We start from the raw sequence: 17738 nt of genomic DNA, 5'->3' as shown, positions 1-17738 counted from the left end.
CAATCAGGGGCGATTACAGGATCGCCACATCCAGTCCGATATCGACCGCCGGGGCCGACTGGGTGATGCGCCCGACCGAGACGTAATCAACGCCGGTTGCCGCAATTGCACCAATGGTCTGAAGGTTTACACCGCCAGATGCCTCGGTCTTGCAGCGGCCATCAACAATGGCAACGGCTTCGCGGAGTATGTCCGGGCTCATGTTATCCAGCAGGATGATATCAGCACCGGCCATTGCAGCCTCTGCCACCTGATCAAGGGTGTCGCATTCGACTTCGATCTTGGGCAGATTGGCTGCACGGGCGGCCTCGACGCATTTGGTGATCGATCCGACAACACCGATATGGTTGTCCTTGATCATCACCCCGTCATACAGACCCATGCGATGGTTTTGTGCCCCGCCCATACGGGTTGCATATTTTTCCATCTTGCGCCAACCCGGCAATGTCTTGCGGGTATCAAGAAGCTTTGCCGTTGTTTCGCCCATGGCCGCCACATAGGTCCGCGTAGTGGTGGCAATGCCCGAAAGATGCTGCAGGGTATTAAGCGCCGTACGCTCGGCGGTCAGGATGCCGCGTGCATTACCCTCGACCACGGCCAGAACGTCCTTGGCCGCAATGGCATCACCATCTTCGCAATGCTTTTCGATTTTGGCATCGGGGACCAGCTTGCGGAAACACTCAAGCGCGATATCAAGCCCGGCCACCACGATATCCTCGCGGGTTTCAAGCGCGACGCGCAGGCGCGCATTGGCGGGCACGACGTTATCAGATGTGATGTCGCCGGTACCGATATCCTCAGAGAAGGCGCGATCAATGAATTCCGAAATTTCAGCCTGGGTCAGGACGGTCATGGTGGGTGCCGTATTTAATGCGATGGGAATGGCAAACAGCCCCGCAAATCTTGCGGGGCTGTGAGGTGATTTGGCCTAGGCCGCCGTGTCTTTTTTGACCGGAATGTTCTTTGACATTTCGAGCATGCGTTCAAGCGGCTTGACCGCTGCAACACGCAGGTCTTCGGGCATCACGATCTGCGGACCGTTATTGACCAGACACAGATAAAGCTTCTCAAGCGTGTTCAGTTCCATGAACGGGCAGTTGTTGCACGCGCATGATCCGTCGGCACCGGGCACCGGAATGAATTCCTTGTGCGGGGCGGCCTTTTCCATCTGGTGGATGATGTGGGGCTCGGTCGCGATCAGATATTTCTGATCCGGGCCATTGATCACATATTCAAGGATCGCACGGGTCGAACCGATATGATCGGCATGTTTCAGAATACCGTCATGACATTCCGGGTGAGCTGCGATCTTGGCATCCGGGTTCTGGGTCTTCAGACGGATCAGTTCGCGTTCGGAAAACTGTTCATGCACGATGCACGAGCCGTTCCAAAGCGTCATGTCACGACCGGTTTTCTTGGCAAGATAGGTGCCAAGATGGCGGTCAGGGGCCCACAGGATCGGTTTGTCTGCCGGGATCTGGTCAATGATCTCGGCCGCATTAGACGAGGTCACAATAATATCGGACGCGGCCTTCACCTCTGCGGAGCAGTTGATATAGGTGATGGATACGTGATCAGGATGCTGTTCGCGGAATTTGCGGAACGGTTCTGGCTGGCACGAATCCTCGAGCGAGCAACCCGCTTTCGAATCCGGCAGCAGAACGGTTTTGTTCGGGCTGAGGATTTTGGCAACCTCGGCCATGAAACGCACGCCGCAGAACACGATAACATCGGCATCGGTTTCGGCAGCCTTGCGCGACAGGTCCAGACTATCGCCAACAAAGTCGGCAAGGTCCTGAATTTCCCCATCCTGATAATAATGGGCCAGAATGATCGCGTTCTTTTCCTTTTTCAGACGCTGAATCTCAGCTTCCAGATCAAGGGTCGGATCAATCTGCATTTCCGACATTGCGTCAGCCGAGGCTTCGGCAATGGTGATCATTTCATTCATGGCGTCGTCTCATCTCGCCTGTTTGCAAGCCGGAGATAAGTCGCGGGGCCCGGCATTGCAAGTTAATGACAGTTTGGAACCTGAATATCGCCATTAGACCGGGATGGCAAGGAATAGGGCGGCAAGAAAGAGCCGCCATGCATCAGAAATGGTAAGCTGATTGATAAATCTCAGTGAAGGGGTGGCTGTGCCATTCTATGTCGGGGGCAGTTTATTAAAATGGGCGGGGCATGACGTCCTTTAAGGGGCAAAATGCTTTGGCGGTATTTTGGTCTGATCGGGTGCTGATGTGCTGGCCCATTCACGGGGTGAAAAACCGCTATCAGCTTTTACATATCAGCGTTGCACAATCAGAAGTGTGCGTCTGCCCAAGATGCGATCATAACACCCGTAACGAATGCACATGAGAGTCTTTAGATATGGATTGGGTTCCTATAGCCTTTGGTACATTTAAGGTTGTTGCCTTGGTCACGGCCATGTTCTTCGCCATCAAGTGGCATTACGATCAAGGGGAAAAGCTGGGTCGGCAGGCGGTACTGCGTGCTGGAATCAAGATTACAGCAGGCTTCGTTTTCGCGTTAACGGGCGTGGGGCTCCTCGTTCTGGTTCTTAGCAGGATGCTCGGTCTGGACTTGAGCTACTGAAACTGAAACCTGCGTTGAGATTGCCTGTTTGACTGAAATGACGAACCGGAAAGCTTCGCAGGGGCAGACCGTAAAATTTTAGATCGTCTCACGGCCGTTGAAGCATTCAGCGGCCGTTGTTCGTATTCGGATAGTTGAGCTCTGGCAAATATGGCGCCGAAATGCGGATCTATACTGATTTTTAGGCAGTAAAGTGGGATTGGAATGTAACTTTACCTTTCCTCTCGTGTGTTAAAATCAAGAAATATCCGAATAATTATTTTTTAATATTGGGAATTTCCCGATAGTTATTTTCCCTAAATAAATAAAAAATAACGAACTTGTAAATTTATGAAAAATATTCATACAGTGAAAACTGGATGTGTTTTTTGATTTTTCAAAAATATCCGGAATTATTCTAAAAATTTATTCGAAAATTCGAGGTTTCGACGGCCTGAATTCATGTGGCCGTTGTTAATTCGAGACCTCTGACGTGTCTGTAATCCAAGCCAAGTGTTTGACAGCGGGAATGTTCCTGCTCGTTTGGCCTGCCCAACGTGCGTTTCCGCGCAAGGAGCCTTTTTTGACAAATCGTACCACTTCGAAAGTTCTGAATTTTGCACGCCCGTTCAGTATGCGCGGCCTTGCAGAAGTTCTTCCTGCTGGCTCTTACAAGGTCATTACCGAGGAAACGCAGGATGAAAAACTGACCTATCCCACCTGGCAATGGGTGTCGACGCAGATTCACCTTTATACGAATTCGGACCGCCCGGAATCCTCACGCGTGCTGAGCGTCGATCCGCGCGATCTTGAAGTCGCATATCTGCGCGATCAGAAAACAATGGATGCACGCCCGCAAGTCGCGTTTTCGGCGCGCAAATCGAACAATCGTGCCAAGCGGGTTTTCTAGATTCCTGCTCTTGAAGTGACTCCGGTCAGTGCGATCTGACCGGACGGCACCTTAAACCGAAAATCCGTAATATTCCCACTCGGCGGCGCTGACCTTAAGTGCCATATGCTCGTATTCGGCCTGCTTGATTTTGGTGAATGCAGTGTGGAACCGGGCTCCTAGGGTACGTTTGTTGAAATCCGATGCGCCAAACCGGTCGATGGCTTCAAGCCAGTGACGCGGAAGATCATTCGGGGCCTTGGCGTGGCCGATTTCATCTTCGCTGGGCTTGCCCGGATCAATCTTGCCTTCAATGCCATCAAGGGCGGCACCAAGGGTGACGGCTGCGACCAGATACGGGTTGGCATCAACACCGGCAATGCGATGTTCAAAATGCCGGGTCTTGCCCGGTGTGCCCGGTACGCGAAGGGCCACAGTGCGGTTTTCAACACCCCAGTCATCCGATGCCGGTGAATACATGGCGGATGCAAAGCGACGCCATGAATTCATGAACGGGGCCAGCAACAACATGGTTTCGCCAATCGTGCCACGAATGCCGCCAATGGCATGAAGCATCAGCGGGCTGAGCGATCCGTCGGCCTGATCGGCAAACAGGTTGTTGCCGTTTTCATCTGCCAGCGACAGATGCAAATGCATACCTGATCCGGCTTCTTTGCCGAATGGTTTTGGCATAAACACGGCCTCCATCCCGAAGCGCCGGGCGCAGGTGCGGATCAGGCGTTTGGCAATAATTACATCGTCGGCGGCGCGCATCAGATCGCGATACCGGATGGTCATTTCATATTGGCCCGGACCATATTCCGAAATCAGGGTTTCAAGCGTCAGATCAAGATGCTTGGCCCCTTCATAAACCGCATCAAACAGCGGCGACATTTCGTCAATCTCGTCAACCGACATGGTATTGCGAAGCGGAGAGCGCCGCTTGGTCATCGCATAGGAGGCCGGTTGATAAAGGCCCGATGCATCCGGTGTCCGATCCACCAGATAAAATTCCAGCTCGAACGCGCCCATCGGATGGTAGCCAAGCTTTTCGGCGCGCTTGACCTGTGCGCCAAAGACATTGCGCGGGTCGACGTCATGGGGCGTGCCGTCTTCTTCATACATGCTGATCAGAAGCTGCCCGCGTCCGGTATGGGGCAGATAGCCCAGCGTGCCGGGAACCGGCCAACACCGGCAATCGCCGCCGCCGCCGGTCTGGACCAGACCGCAATCATCGACATCCTCGCCTGTCACATCCTGTCCGAACAGGGAACTTGGCAAGCCACGCCCGGATTTATAAACGCCTTCGAGTTCGTGACGGCGGATCATCTTGCCGCGACCAATGCCGTGGAAATCGGTCAGGATAATGTCGATGGCCTCGACATCCGGATATTTGGCCAGGAATTCCTGTGCTTCGGAAAGCTGCGATCCGCTGGGCGAGGTGGCGTTATGGGTGGTCACGACTTGGCATCCTGATGGTGGTATGGCGTTGGTCAATTACAGGGGGATTATTACCCCTGATAGCGCCGGAAGAAATAGCGATCTTGCGGAACGCCTTCGGGCAGCGGTTCGGCAATGGTGCCGGGCACGTCGATTTTCTGATCCGATGCGACGATTGCGCCCTTCATCAGGGCCGGTGGCAGGGTTTGACCGATGAAGGCTGCGATCCTGGCATTCAGGGCTTCATCCCCGGTGCCGACATCGGAATGCACAAGGGCAACCTTGCCCTTGAACCGTTCAACAGCCATCGGCAGGGTTTCGAAAATATCACCAAGGAAAAGATGATCGTCATCGGGAATGCATTTCGGATGGGCGGCGATCTGGCGGTCAAACACAAAGATTTCGCGATCGGGCATGATTTCACGCAGGTGGTCGAACGTCCGGCCATTGCCAAGCCCGACTTCAAGTACGATACCGTCGTAATCCTTGATCATGTCGGCGGCGGCATTCAGGCAGTCGCGTTGGGCTTGCAGGCGGCGGATAACGCTGTTCAGACGTGACATAACGGGTGAAGCTCCGGGTTTTGAAAATCTGGAATGCTATTGGATCGGATTGACGTCTTGCACACGTCATCATGCGCAAGGCGCTGAAAATCAGCCTTCAAACTTGGTTTCATCAAAGGCCGGAACACGCGCACGGAACGCATCAAGCCAGCTGACCAGCGTCGGGTACGTTTCGCGCCATTTACCGTCAAAGCGCAGATCAAGATAACCAAGCGCACAGGCAATCGCGACATGACCGATGGTAAGGTCACCCTCAAGCGACGGTGCGTTTGCACTCAGATGATCAAGGGATCGTTTGACCTTGTCGGACTGGTAGGACAGCCAGTCATCGTGGCGTTTGTCTTCCGGGCGCATCCGGGCTTCATATACCTGAAGGATCGAAGCATCGACGATGCCATCGCCCAGTGCCTGAAGGGTCAGGGCTTCCCAGCGGGCATCGCTTTCGGTCGGATGCAGGGATACGCCATCAGCCTGTGCATCAAGATATTCACAGATCACGCGCGAATCAAAAATCTTGCGACCATCATCAAGGATCAGGATCGGGATTTTGCCCAGAGGATTTTGCTGACGCAGGGTATCAGCCGGATCATTGGTGTTGGACATCTCGACGGTCAGCAGATCATAGACACCGAGAATCTTGGCAGCGATTTTGACTTTCCGGCCAAACGGCGATGGGGCACTGGAACGCAGAAGCATGATTTTCCTCCATGGGGGCAACTGGTTGCGCGCAGTGTAAGGGGGAACTGCAAGCCGGAGGAACTGAAATTTTCTCAAATGACCGATCCGGGAGCAAAACCACCCGGCGCAACAGGGCCCTAGCGTCGGGCCCGCGGGTGGGTGCCATTATAAACCGCCATCAATTGTTCCGTATCGACGGCGGTATAGCGCTGGGTGGTCGAAAGAGACGCGTGCCCCAGCAAGTCCTGAATGGTGCGCAAATCCCCGCCACCTGCCAGAAGATGGGTCGCAAAGGAATGGCGCAGCGCATGCGGGGTGGCGGTATCGGGAAGGTTCAGCAGTTCACGTACCTTGCGCATTTCGCGTTGTGCGACCTGGGCAACCAGCCGCTTGCCGCGTGCGCCGACAAAAAGCGGTTCCTTGCCATCCGGGGCAAAGGGGCAAGCGCGCACATAGTCCTCGATCGCGTCACGCACGATGGGTAGAACCGGCACAAGTCGTTGCTTGTTGCCTTTGCCCGTAATTACCATTGAATCGCCGCTTGGGCGCTGACTGGCGTTAAGGTCGAGTGCCTCGGAAATACGAAGTCCACAACCATAAAGCAGGGTGAAAAGGGCCAGATTGCGCTTGGCGAGCCACGGTTCATCTTGCCAGACACCGGCATTATCAAGCACCGCCATCGCATCATCGGGTGCCAGTGGTTTCGGCGTTGATTGTGGCAGACGCGGGTTGCGGATCGACTGCACAGCGGCATTTTGCCCGCGCCCGGACCGTTCGAGAAAACGGTAAAAATTGCGCAAGGAGGACAAGGCGCGCGCCGTCGACGTTTTGGCCATGCCATCCATGCTGCGCCGGGCCAGCCAGCTTCGAAAATCGCGCGGGTTCAGGCCCAGCAAATCTTTCAGATCGGGAACCGCGCCAAGGTGGCCGGTGACAAAACCCAGAAAGGCATAAAGATCGGCCTGATAGTTTTCCGTGGTGTGATCCGATGCCCGTCGTTCGTTGCAAAGCCATCCCCGCCAGTCGGCAATGGCTTCGCGCAGGTCATTGGGCAATGTAAGGGCGGTCAGACCGTTTGGGTCAGCCATCTGCGCACACCAAATTCGATCACTGATGCCAGGAACATGATCAGGTCATTAGCCTGTGCCGGGCTGAAATAACCCGGTTCCTTGACGCCAAAGGCCACAAGTCCGACCGGATCGCCATAAAATGGTGCAAGCCGGACGATGGCGGCTGAGCGGATATCTTCGGCGCGCGGGCCAAAAATGGCCTCGTCACCGGCATCATCGGGCAACAGCCAGACATCCTGTTCTTCACCCAGAACCTGATCAACCGCTCCAACGACCAGACGGCGCACACGCCCGTCACAGCTTGGCACCGGGGCCTCGTCACATTCTTCAAAGCACAGCGCAATCGCATCAAGATCAAGCAGTTCCGGAACCAGGTCCTGCAAGGCCTCGACAAAGGTTTCAAATCCGCGCGCATTGAGCAAGGCCAGCACCGCACGGTGAATACGGCTTTGGGTTTCGAGGTTGGATTTCGAAATATTGATCAGCTCGCTGGTCGCCCCGCGCAGCTTTTCGCGTTCGTCGCGCAGGCGGGCAACGACATATTGCTGCATGTCGGCAACACCATTGCCCAGTTCACGAACCGGCAATTCAAGACTTTCAAGCAAGTCGGGGCGCGTTGTGAAGAAATCAGGATGTTCGGTAAGGTAGGCCATCACATCGTCGGCGCGCAAAGCTGTCTTTTCCATCGGTTCCGGCTTGAAAAATGAGAAACAAAAAACCCGGCTGCCACAATGCGGGCAGCCGGGTTAAATGCATGTTAAAAACCGGCGCTGTGTCCGGTTTTTATCTGTTTCTCGGGCTTTGGGCCTGATTACAGAATGGACTGGCCGGTTTTTTCCCAGTCAGCAAGGAAGGTCTCAAGACCCTTGTCGGTCAGCGGATGTTTGGTCAGCTGGCCAAGAACCTGCGGCGGGATGGTGACAACATCTGCACCAAGGCGTGCCGAATCGACAACGTGCTGCGGACCACGTGCCGAAGCAACGAGGATCTCGGTCGTCCAGTTCGGATAGTTGTTGTAAACCTCGACGATGTCGGCAATCAGCTGCATGCCATCAGACGAAATGTCATCAAGACGGCCAACGAACGGCGAAACATAAGTCGCACCGGCCTTGGCAGCCAGGATCGCCTGACCAACCGAGAAGCAAAGGGTGACGTTGGTCTGGATGCCTTCGTCGGTGAAGGTGCGGCAAGCCTTGAGGCCATCGGCGGTCAGCGGCAGCTTGACGACGACATTGTCAGCAATCTTTGCCAGCTTGCGGCCTTCTGCGACCATGGTCTCGTAGTCGGTCGCTGCAACTTCTGCGCTGACCGGGCCGTCGACGACGTCACAAATTTCCTTGATCAGTTCGAGAAACGGTCGGCCAGACTTTGCTACCAGCGACGGGTTGGTGGTGACACCGTCCACGAGGCCGGACATGGCGAGTTCGCGGATTGCGTCGATGTCAGCGGTATCGATGAAAAACTTCATTGGATTTCCTGTTTAGGACCTGTTGTTCAATGATGCGGTTAGCTGCTAGGGTCAGAGCCATCTGATGACGGGACCAGACCCTTTGCTGTGGGACCGTTTTGTCTTTGCCTGACGGCTCGAAACTGGCAATTCCGGTTCGGCGCAACAGGCAATCTCACGGGGTTTATAATATATGAGTGCCGCAAAGGCCACATCTGGAAATCTGTTTGCTGATGATCCGGCCTTTCAGGTAACTGCACAGACCATTTCCGTGCTGCCGCCTCTGCCTTTGGCGGGGCCATATGATTATCTGGTGCCCGAAGGTCTGTCTGTTGCCCCCGGAGATTTCGTTGAAATCCCTTTGGGGCGTCAAACACAGCGCGGTGTGGTCTGGGGACCGGCGAAGGGCGATGTCGAGTCGTCGAAGCTGCGCGAGATTTATGGTGTCCTGCCGACCGAACCGATGGCCGATGTCACGCGCCGGTTCGTCGACTGGGTGTCGGCCTATACCATGGCCCCGCAAGGCGCGGTGTTACGCATGGCGATGAGCGTCCCCGACGCACTCGAAGCCCCAAAACCGATTTTCAGATTCACCCTGAACCGTGATTTTGACGTAGCGTCGCTGCGCATGACGCCGCCGCGCAAACGCGTTCTGGAGTTCTTGGGTACCCATCCCCCGATGGAACAGGGCGATATCCTGCGTGAAACCGGGGCCGGGGCCAGCGTGGTCAAGGGACTGGTCGAAGCCGGTGCGGTGCAGCGCCTGATGGTGACGCCGCCATCCCCGTTTGACTTGCCCGATCTTTCGATCCCGCGTCCCGATCTGTCCGATGAACAGACCGAAGCCGCCGATGCGCTGTGCGCGGGGGTCGAGGAGGGCGGTTTTTCCTGCACGCTTCTTGATGGTATTACCGGATCGGGCAAGACCGAGGTTTACTTTGAACCGATCCGTGCGGCCCTTGCGCAAGGCAAACAGGTGGTGGTTCTGCTGCCCGAGATTGCCCTTTCTGCGCAATGGTTGCAGCGTTTCCGTGACCGGTTCGGTGTGAAGCCCGCCTTGTGGCATTCCGAAGTCGGACAGGCGCGCCGTCGTGATACCTGGCGTGCGGTGGCTGATGGTTCGGCACGCCTTGTGGTCGGGGCGCGATCGGCCTTGTTCCTGCCCTATCATGATCTTGGTCTGATCGTGGTTGATGAGGAACATGAACATGCTTTCAAGCAGGAAGATGGCGTGATTTATCATGCGCGTGACATGGCAGTGACGCGGGCCCATCTTGGCGGCATTCCGGTGGTGCTGGCATCGGCGACCCCGTCTCTTGAAACACTGGCCAATGTCGAGGCAGGCCGCTATCAGCGCGTGGAACTTGGCAATCGTCATGGCGTGGCTGTTCTGCCAAGTGTCGAAATCATCGACATCCGTTCGGACAAACCCGAACGCAATCGCTGGATCACACCGACCCTGAAAAAGCGGCTGGTGGAAACCTTTGCCAATGGCGAACAGGCGATGCTGTTCCTGAACCGGCGCGGTTATGCGCCGCTAACGCTGTGTCGGGCCTGCGGGCACCGGTTCCAGTGCCCGAACTGCACGGCCTGGCTGGTGGAACATCGGGCCTGGGGCAAGCTTCAATGTCACCATTGCGGATATCAGGCCAAGGCACCAGATACCTGCCCGGAATGCGGGGCAGAGGGCAAGCTTGCCCCGTGCGGGCCGGGAGTCGAGCGGCTGTTTGAAGAGGCGGTGGAAACTTTTCCCGATATCCGGATCGAGGTGGCGACATCTGACAACATCATGGGACCCAAGGCCGCAGCCGAATTGGTCCGGCGCGTTCATAATCATGAAGTCGATCTTCTGATCGGTACCCAGATTCTCGCCAAGGGGTATCACTTTCCCATGCTGACCCTTGTCGGGGTGGTTGATGCCGATCTTGGTCTGGCAGGTGGTGATTTGCGGGCAGCAGAGCGCAGCTATCAGTTGCTGACCCAGGTTGCCGGGCGTGCCGGGCGTGGGGATCGACCGGGCACGGTGATCCTGCAAACGGCGGATCCGGCAAACCGGGTTATCAAGGCAATTGCGGCGGGGGATCGGGATGCCTTTAACGAGGTGGAACTGTCCCAGCGTATGACGCACGGGATGCCGCCGCATGGTCGACTTGCCGCACTTATAATAAGTGGCAAAAAGGAAAACGAAGTCGATGAAGCCGCATGGCGGATCGGTCGCGTGGCCCCACGGGGTGACGGATTGATGGTTTTGGGACCGGCCCCGGCCCCGCTTTCATTGTTGCGCGGGCGCTATCGCCGTCGTTTTCTGATCCGTGCGGACAAGGGGGTAAAGATGCAGGCCCTGATCCATGACTGGCTGTCCAAGGTCAAGACACCGGGCAGTGTCCGGATTCAGGTTGATATTGATCCCTACAGCTTTATGTAGGCCTGTTACCGAATGCCTATTGGGAGTATTGGGATTGCCACCAGTCCAGACCATCCGGACCAAGGTAGCGTTCAAAAATCGCGAGCAACCGACCATCAGAACGCATTTCGCGAATGACCCTGTCATATTCGTTCAGGAACTGCTTTTTGTCCGGGTAGTCGGATGCTTTTGAAAACGGGTTGTAATAGGCAGCCCGGCGCAGGGGTGGATACAGAAACGCTATTCTGGAACGCTCGCCGGACTGGATGGTTTCAAAGACGGTGCTGAGATAATTGACCGGAACGGCGTCAAAGCGTTGTTGCAACAGCATCGGGATCAAAAGGTCGTTCCGCGCAACGGTTTCAATATCAAGTCCGGAATTCCAGAAGGCCTGCGTGTAGGAATAACCGGCAGCCGCCCCGATTCTGAGATTGGCAAGGTCGGAAAAATCGGAAAAACGGATGTGGTTCTTGTCTTCCTTGCGAATGGCAAAACGCCAGTCGAGCAACAAATGCGCTTCGTCGGGATAAAGAAGGTAGCGCGCCCGTTCGTCATTCAGTGACAGGGTAAGGACAATATCGGAATCGCCCTGTTTGGCGTTGTGCAGCAACCGGCGGCCCGTATCGACGAAGCGGAATGTGAAGTCCGTAATACCCATCTCGCGAAGGACTTCGGTCATGATGTCGACATCAATGCCAAGCGGCTTGTTGTTCGAAGACCATTTCAGGGGCGGTTCGTTCAGGCATTCTATGATGAGTGTCCTTGCCGCAGCCGTGTGATAGGAAAATAGCAGGACACAAAGCGCAAAAAAGACGCAGCCCATTTGATAAATGGCATGTCTTTGCAGGCTTGTGTCGTTCGGCTTAATCATTTCTGCCGTCCGGTTGTGGGGCGTCAGTCTCGGCAATCAACTTGATGTCATCAGGGATTTAAAGTGAAAAACCGTTGCGAAAACAATAACGTCAGAGTGGAAACCCAGCAAACAATGTCTGACTGGGCAGAGGCAACTTTTGGTCCGGTGCAAGATCCAAAGGCGCTTTGGAACCGGGCCTTGCTCGAAATGCAGGAGCTTGGCGAAGCTGTAGACCACCAAGATCTTTCAGAAATCGGCAAGGAAGCCGCCGACGTCATGATCCTGCTGTATCGTCTGGCGAGTCAGTTTGATCTCGATCTTGATGCCGAGCTTGATGCGAAAATGGCGATCAACCGGTCCCGGACATGGTCTTCAAAAGGGGACGGAACAGGATCACACATTTGACATATATATAGGGTGTCACAAACACCCGGGTGCGAATTGCCACTGAAAAAAAGATGTGTTGAATGGGGATGCGTCTGTCGCAGAGGCGTTCGGAAAAAACAATCTGGTGTGAACTTGATTACATTTTTACGGGTTTTTGTCTGATTTCGGTTGGAAGGGTGAAAAGAATGTCTGCCGAAATCGGGGGATTCGTCGCAAAAATACCGTGACCGGGCAGATCTGAACCCGGCTGCTGATAAAGGGCGACTTATAAAATAGTCGTACGACCTCCTGAAAACAGGGTGTTTTTGCGGTGTTTTGGCCCTTCTTTGCCAAAGAATGAAAAAGAGCACCCAAATGCGCTTGCGCGGGGGTTGCCCATGCCATGGACATGTGATACCAAACGCTCGCTTCCCGGAAGGAGACCCTTTCGGGAGACCATTTTTTTATACGTATCCGAGTCGTTCTCATAACCAGAATTGAGGGCTTTCACCGGTGTCCCAAAATACTGCCGCGACCGGGCTCCAAGGGCGCTACGCCACAGCACTGTTTGACTTGGCCAAATCGGCCAAGCAGCTTGATGTTGTCAAAAGCGATCTTGAATTGCTCGACCAGGCCATCGCAACCAGCGATGACCTCCGGAATGTACTCCGCAGTCCCGTGATTTCCCGGGACGTGCAGGCCAAGGCGATGGCGGCTCTTCTGGACAAGCTTGGCGTTTCCGAGTTGACCAAGAAGACCGTTGGACTTCTGTCTCAGAAGCGTCGTCTGTTTGCCCTGCCGGGTGTTATCGATTCCTACCTTTCCATGCTCTCGGCTCACAATGGCGAAGTAACCGCACAGGTCACCTCGGCATCCGAGCTGAAACAAGAGCAAATCGAAGCCGTTACCGGCGCTCTCAAAGAAGTTGTTGGCGCCACTGTCAAAGTGGACCTTAAAGTTGATCCGGCGGTTCTTGGCGGTCTTGTCGTCAAGGTCGGTTCCCGGGTTTTTGATGCCTCGCTTCGTACCAAACTTCAGAAGCTCGAGCTCGCTATGAAAGGGGTTGCGTGATGGAAATCCGCGCCGCGGAAATCTCCGCTATTCTTAAGGATCAGATTGCCAATTTTGGCGCTGAAGCCGAAGTTGCCGAAGTCGGTCAGGTTCTGTCCGTCGGTGATGGTATTGCCCGTGTTTACGGTCTGGACAATGTTCAGGCTGGTGAACTCGTTGACTTCCCGGGTGGTATTAAGGGCATGGCCCTTAACCTCGAAGAAGACAACGTTGGTGTCGTGATCTTCGGTTCTGACCGTTCGATCAAGGAAGGTGACCAGGTTAAACGTACTGGCTCCATCGTTGACGTTCCGGTTGGTAAAGAACTTCTCGGTCGCGTTGTCGACGCGCTGGGTAACCCGATCGACGGCAAAGGCGACCTCGGTGCCAAAGAACGTCGCCTTGCTGACGTCAAGGCTCCGGGCATCATCCCGCGTAAATCGGTTCATGAGCCGGTACAGACCGGTATCAAGTCGATCGACTCCCTGATCCCGATTGGCCGTGGCCAGCGCGAGCTGATCATTGGTGACCGTCAGACCGGTAAAACCGCTATCATCGTTGACACCATTCTGAACCAGAAGCCGGTGAACGACGCAGCGAAAACCGACAGCGACAAGATGTTCTCCATCTATGTTGCAGTTGGTCAGAAACGTTCGACCGTTGCTCAGGTTGTTAAGGTTCTCGAAGAGCGCGGCGCGATGGAAAACACCATCGTCGTTGCAGCTACCGCGTCCGACCCGGCGCCGATGCAGTTCCTGGCTCCGTTCGTTGCTTGCGCAATGGGCGAGTACTTCCGTGACAACGGCATGCACGCAACCATCTTCTATGATGATCTGTCCAAGCAGGCAGTTGCATATCGTCAGATGTCCCTTCTGCTTCGCCGCCCGCCGGGACGTGAAGCATTCCCGGGTGACGTCTTCTATCTGCACTCCCGTCTGCTGGAACGCGCTGCGAAGATGAATGACGAAAACGGCGCTGGCTCGCTGACCGCTCTGCCGGTTATCGAAACCCAGGGTAACGACGTTTCCGCGTTTATTCCGACCAACGTGATCTCGATCACCGACGGCCAGATCTTCCTTGAAACCGACCTGTTCTACAAAGGCGTACGCCCGGCTGTGAACGTTGGTCTGTCGGTTTCGCGTGTTGGTTCTGCCGCACAGATCAAAGCGATGAAGCAGGTTGCCGGCTCGATCAAGCTGGAACTCGCTCAGTATCGTGAGATGGAAGCATTCGCACAGTTCGCATCGGATCTTGATCCGGCGACCCAGAAACTTCTGGCACGTGGCGCACGTCTGACCGAGCTGCTCAAGCAGCCGCAGTACTCGCCGCTCAAAGTCGAAGAGCAGGTCGTTGTGATTTATGCTGGTGTTAAAGGTTATCTCGACGCTATCGCAGTGAACAAAGTTCGCGCCTTCGAAGATCAGTTCCTGTCGGAAATTCGTTCCGCTGGTGCTGACATCCTCGATGCGATCCGCACCGAGAAGGTTCTGTCGGATGACAGCGAAACCAAGCTTAAAGCGTTCCTCGACAAGTTCGCGAAAACCTTCGCGTAAGACTGAAACTTAGGCGAAGGAGGAAACGCAATGGCTAGTTTGAAGGATCTGCGCTCGCGCATTGCCAGCGTCAAATCGACGAGGAAGATTACCTCGGCGATGAAGATGGTGGCAGCCTCCAAGCTCCGTCGTGCACAGGATGCAGCCGAAGCAGCCCGTCCCTATGCTGAACGCATGGGGACGATGCTCGGTCGTCTTGCAACTGCCGTCGGTAGCAATGAAGGCGCTCCAAAGCTTCTGGCCGGTACCGGTAAGGACAACGTGCATCTGCTCGTCGTCTTCACCGCAGACCGTGGCCTTTGCGGTGGTTTCAACGCGTCGATCGTTAAAGCAACCCGTCTGAAAGCCAAGGCACTTGTTGCCGAAGGCAAGACGGTGAAGCTGATCTGTGTTGGCCGCAAAGGCGCAGATGCGCTCAAGCGTGAATTTGGTGACAATATTGTCGCCCGGTATACCGGCATCGAAGGCAAGAAGGGCATTGACTTCTCTTCTGCTTCCGACGTTGGCGATAAAGTTCTGGCACTGTATGAAGAAGGCGAATTCGACGTCTGCACGATCTTCTATAACAAGTTCGTGTCCGCGATTTCGCAGGTTGCAACGGCACAGCAGCTGATCCCGTTTGTCGGTGAAGAAGCTGCTGAACAGGAAGAAGCTGCTGCTACTTCTGCGGTTTATGATTACGAACCGTCCGAAGAAGCCATTCTGGCTGATTTGCTGCCGCGTAACGTTGGTGTCCAGATTTTCGGTGCGATGCTTGAAAGCAGCGCATCCGAGCACGGTGCGCGTATGTCCGCAATGGATAACGCAACCCGCAATGCCGGCGACATGATCGACCGACTGAGCATCCAGTACAACCGCTCACGTCAGGCTCAGATCACCAATGAACTGATTGAAATCATTTCCGGCGCCGAGGCTTTGTAAGCGGGTCGCAGGAAGTTAACGGATAGCTTTGTCCGAGCAGGAGACAATACCTATGGCGAACAAGAAGGCGGGGAAAATTTCCCAGGTAATGGGCGCCGTCGTCGACGTTAAATTCGACGGCGAACTGCCTCCCATTCTGAACGCGCTGCATGTTGACAACAACGGTCAGCGTCTGGTTCTCGAAGTTGCACAGCACCTTGGTGAAAATGCGGTCCGTACGATCGCAATGGACACCACCGAAGGTCTGCAGCGTGGTCAGGAAGTTCTCGATACCGGTGATGCGATCTCGGTTCCGGTTGGTCCGGAAACCCTTGGTCGTATTCTGAACGTTATCGGTGAGCCGGTTGACGAACGTGGTCCGGTTAACGCAACCAGAACCGCTCCGATCCACCGTGAAGCACCTGACTTCATCGATCAGGCAACCGACACCGAAATTCTGGTTACCGGCATTAAGGTTATCGACCTTATCGCTCCGTACACCAAAGGTGGTAAAATTGGTCTGTTCGGTGGTGCCGGCGTTGGTAAAACCGTTCTGATCATGGAGCTGATCAACAACGTTGCCAAAGGCCACGGCGGTTACTCTGTTTTCGCTGGTGTTGGTGAACGTACCCGTGAAGGTAACGACCTCTATCACGAGATGATGGAATCGGGCGTTATCAATCCGGAAGGCGAATCCAAAGCCGCACTGGTCTATGGCCAGATGAACGAACCCCCGGGAGCTCGTGCACGTGTTGCTCTGACCGGTCTGACCCTTGCGGAATACTTCCGTGATGAAGAAGGCCAGGACGTTCTGTTCTTCGTCGATAACATCTTCCGCTTCACCCAGGCTGGTTCGGAAGTGTCCGCACTTCTCGGTCGTATCCCGTCTGCTGTGGGTTATCAGCCGACGCTGGCAACCGACATGGGTGCGCTGCAGGAACGTATTACCTCGACCAAAAAAGGTTCCATTACCTCGGTTCAGGCAATTTACGTCCCGGCCGATGACTTGACTGACCCGGCACCGGCAACCTCGTTTGCTCACCTTGACGCAACCACCACGCTGAACCGTCAGATCGCCGAGCTCGGCATCTATCCGGCAGTTGACCCACTCGATTCCACCTCGCGTGCTCTCGATCCGGGCGTGATTGGCAAGGAACACTACGAGACCGCTCGTGAAGTTCAGCGTATCCTTCAGACCTACAAAGGTCTTCAGGACATCATCGCCATCCTCGGCATGGACGAGCTTTCGGAAGACGACAAACTGGTTGTGGCACGTGCCCGTAAGATCCAGCGTTTCCTTTCGCAGCCGTTCCACGTTGCAGAAGTCTTCACCGGTACTCCGGGCGTGTTCGTTCAGCTCGAAGACACCATCAAGGCTTTCAAAGCGATCTGCGCTGGTGAATATGACCATATGCCGGAACAGGCATTCTACATGGTCGGCACCATCGAAGAAGCCATCGAAAAAGCCAAGAAGATGGCCGAAGCTGCCTAAGGCAGTTTCGGTCCCCCTCCGGCTAAGGAGCGAGGATTGTCATGACTGATACGACTGTACTGGAACTTGTTTCGCCGTCTGCCCTGCTCAAATCCGAGCCGGTCGAGATGGTCGTTGTTCCGGGCACGGACGGGAATTTTGGTGTGCTGCCCAAGCATTCGCCGATGATCTCGACCATTCGTCCGGGTGTCATCGACATCTATGCAGGTGGTAAGGTTTCCGAACGTATCTTCGTTGCTGGCGGTGTTGCAGAGGTTAATCCCGAGCGTTGCACCATTCTGGCAGAAGAAGCGGTACCGGTTGCCGATCTGAAAGCTGACGAAGCACAGGCACGTCTTGAGAAGGCAACTGCCGATCTCAAGGAAGCCAGCACTGCCCACGACAAGGCAAATGCCGAGCGCGCGCTTGACATTGCCCGTGCACAGATTGCTGCCCTGACCAACTAATCGTCAGTTGGAA

At 55.1% G+C, this 17738-nt stretch carries 18 protein-coding genes; 9 read left to right on the top strand and 9 right to left on the bottom strand.

What is annotated here, in order from left to right:
- Positions 1-13: 13 nt before the first annotated feature.
- Together nadC and nadA are read right to left on the bottom strand one after the other, a co-directional pair.
- The gene (gene nadC / locus WA318_RS17555; RefSeq protein ID WP_336083203.1) at positions 14-853 is read right to left on the bottom strand and encodes a carboxylating nicotinate-nucleotide diphosphorylase; all 840 of its coding nucleotides are present in this window, start codon (positions 851-853) and stop codon (positions 14-16) included.
- Between the two features lie 75 nt (positions 854-928).
- Complete coding sequence (gene nadA / locus WA318_RS17550) at positions 929-1951, bottom strand: quinolinate synthase NadA (RefSeq protein ID WP_220150277.1); 1023 nt, start codon at positions 1949-1951, stop codon at positions 929-931.
- 419 nt (positions 1952-2370) lie between these two features.
- Here nadA and WA318_RS17545 point away from each other — a divergent pair, with 419 nt between their 5' ends.
- Positions 2371-2595: a hypothetical protein gene (locus WA318_RS17545; protein ID WP_114097012.1), complete on the top strand. Its 225-nt coding sequence runs from the start codon at positions 2371-2373 to the stop codon at positions 2593-2595.
- A 562-nt stretch (positions 2596-3157) separates the two neighbouring features.
- Positions 3158-3484, top strand: a complete 327-nt coding sequence (locus tag WA318_RS17540; RefSeq protein WP_114097195.1) for a hypothetical protein — start codon at positions 3158-3160, stop codon at positions 3482-3484.
- Between the two features lie 51 nt (positions 3485-3535).
- Here the strand turns inward: WA318_RS17540 and WA318_RS17535 are convergent, their stop codons facing one another.
- The 6 genes from WA318_RS17535 to fsa all read right to left on the bottom strand — a co-directional run bounded on the left by WA318_RS17535 (position 3536) and on the right by fsa (position 8682).
- Entirely contained in the window at positions 3536-4924 is a 1389-nt protein-coding gene (locus tag WA318_RS17535; protein WP_336083202.1) for a glutamine synthetase family protein, read from the bottom strand.
- Positions 4925-4974: 50 nt separating this feature from the next.
- Complete coding sequence (locus WA318_RS17530; RefSeq protein WP_336083200.1) at positions 4975-5466, bottom strand: class I SAM-dependent methyltransferase; 492 nt, start codon at positions 5464-5466, stop codon at positions 4975-4977.
- Between the two features lie 90 nt (positions 5467-5556).
- On the bottom strand, positions 5557-6162 hold the full coding sequence (locus WA318_RS17525) for a glutathione S-transferase (protein WP_336083198.1): 606 nt from the start codon (positions 6160-6162) through the stop codon (positions 5557-5559).
- Positions 6163-6281: 119 nt separating this feature from the next.
- Positions 6282-7232, bottom strand: a complete 951-nt coding sequence (locus WA318_RS17520) for a tyrosine recombinase XerC (protein WP_336083196.1) — start codon at positions 7230-7232, stop codon at positions 6282-6284.
- Positions 7211-7900: a DUF484 family protein gene (locus tag WA318_RS17515; protein WP_114097017.1), complete on the bottom strand. Its 690-nt coding sequence runs from the start codon at positions 7898-7900 to the stop codon at positions 7211-7213. The genes WA318_RS17520 and WA318_RS17515 overlap by 22 nt, the downstream gene beginning before the upstream one ends.
- 125 nt (positions 7901-8025) lie before the next feature.
- Positions 8026-8682, bottom strand: a complete 657-nt coding sequence (gene fsa, locus WA318_RS17510) for a fructose-6-phosphate aldolase (protein ID WP_114097018.1) — start codon at positions 8680-8682, stop codon at positions 8026-8028.
- Between the two features lie 172 nt (positions 8683-8854).
- Between fsa and WA318_RS17505 the strand changes: the two genes are divergently transcribed.
- On the top strand, positions 8855-11086 hold the full coding sequence (locus WA318_RS17505) for a primosomal protein N' (RefSeq protein WP_336083193.1): 2232 nt from the start codon (positions 8855-8857) through the stop codon (positions 11084-11086).
- A gap of 16 nt (positions 11087-11102) precedes the next feature.
- Here the strand turns inward: WA318_RS17505 and WA318_RS17500 are convergent, their stop codons facing one another.
- Complete coding sequence (locus WA318_RS17500) at positions 11103-11936, bottom strand: substrate-binding periplasmic protein (RefSeq protein ID WP_336083191.1); 834 nt, start codon at positions 11934-11936, stop codon at positions 11103-11105.
- A gap of 114 nt (positions 11937-12050) precedes the next feature.
- Here WA318_RS17500 and WA318_RS17495 point away from each other — a divergent pair, with 114 nt between their 5' ends.
- The 6 genes from WA318_RS17495 to atpC all read left to right on the top strand — a co-directional run bounded on the left by WA318_RS17495 (position 12051) and on the right by atpC (position 17725).
- Positions 12051-12323 carry a MazG nucleotide pyrophosphohydrolase domain-containing protein gene (locus WA318_RS17495; RefSeq protein WP_114097196.1) on the top strand — a complete coding sequence of 91 codons (273 nt, stop codon included), beginning with the start codon at positions 12051-12053 and terminating at the stop codon, positions 12321-12323.
- A 474-nt stretch (positions 12324-12797) separates the two neighbouring features.
- Positions 12798-13355, top strand: a complete 558-nt coding sequence (locus WA318_RS17490; protein WP_114097021.1) for a F0F1 ATP synthase subunit delta — start codon at positions 12798-12800, stop codon at positions 13353-13355.
- Entirely contained in the window at positions 13355-14887 is a 1533-nt protein-coding gene (atpA, locus tag WA318_RS17485) for a F0F1 ATP synthase subunit alpha (protein WP_114097022.1), read from the top strand. Before WA318_RS17490 ends, atpA begins: the two co-directional genes overlap by 1 nt.
- A gap of 30 nt (positions 14888-14917) precedes the next feature.
- On the top strand, positions 14918-15808 hold the full coding sequence (locus tag WA318_RS17480) for a F0F1 ATP synthase subunit gamma (protein WP_114097023.1): 891 nt from the start codon (positions 14918-14920) through the stop codon (positions 15806-15808).
- A gap of 52 nt (positions 15809-15860) precedes the next feature.
- Entirely contained in the window at positions 15861-17279 is a 1419-nt protein-coding gene (atpD, locus tag WA318_RS17475) for a F0F1 ATP synthase subunit beta (RefSeq protein WP_114097024.1), read from the top strand.
- A 41-nt stretch (positions 17280-17320) separates the two neighbouring features.
- The gene (atpC, locus tag WA318_RS17470; protein ID WP_114097025.1) at positions 17321-17725 is read left to right on the top strand and encodes an ATP synthase F1 subunit epsilon; all 405 of its coding nucleotides are present in this window, start codon (positions 17321-17323) and stop codon (positions 17723-17725) included.
- Positions 17726-17738 lie beyond the last annotated feature (13 nt).

Source organism: Thalassospira sp. CH_XMU1448-2 (assembly GCF_037027285.1).
Taxonomy (GTDB): domain Bacteria; phylum Pseudomonadota; class Alphaproteobacteria; order Rhodospirillales; family Thalassospiraceae; genus Thalassospira; species Thalassospira profundimaris_C.
Note: the sequence above shows the minus strand (reverse complement) of the source record. Positions and strands in the feature narration are given on the sequence as shown.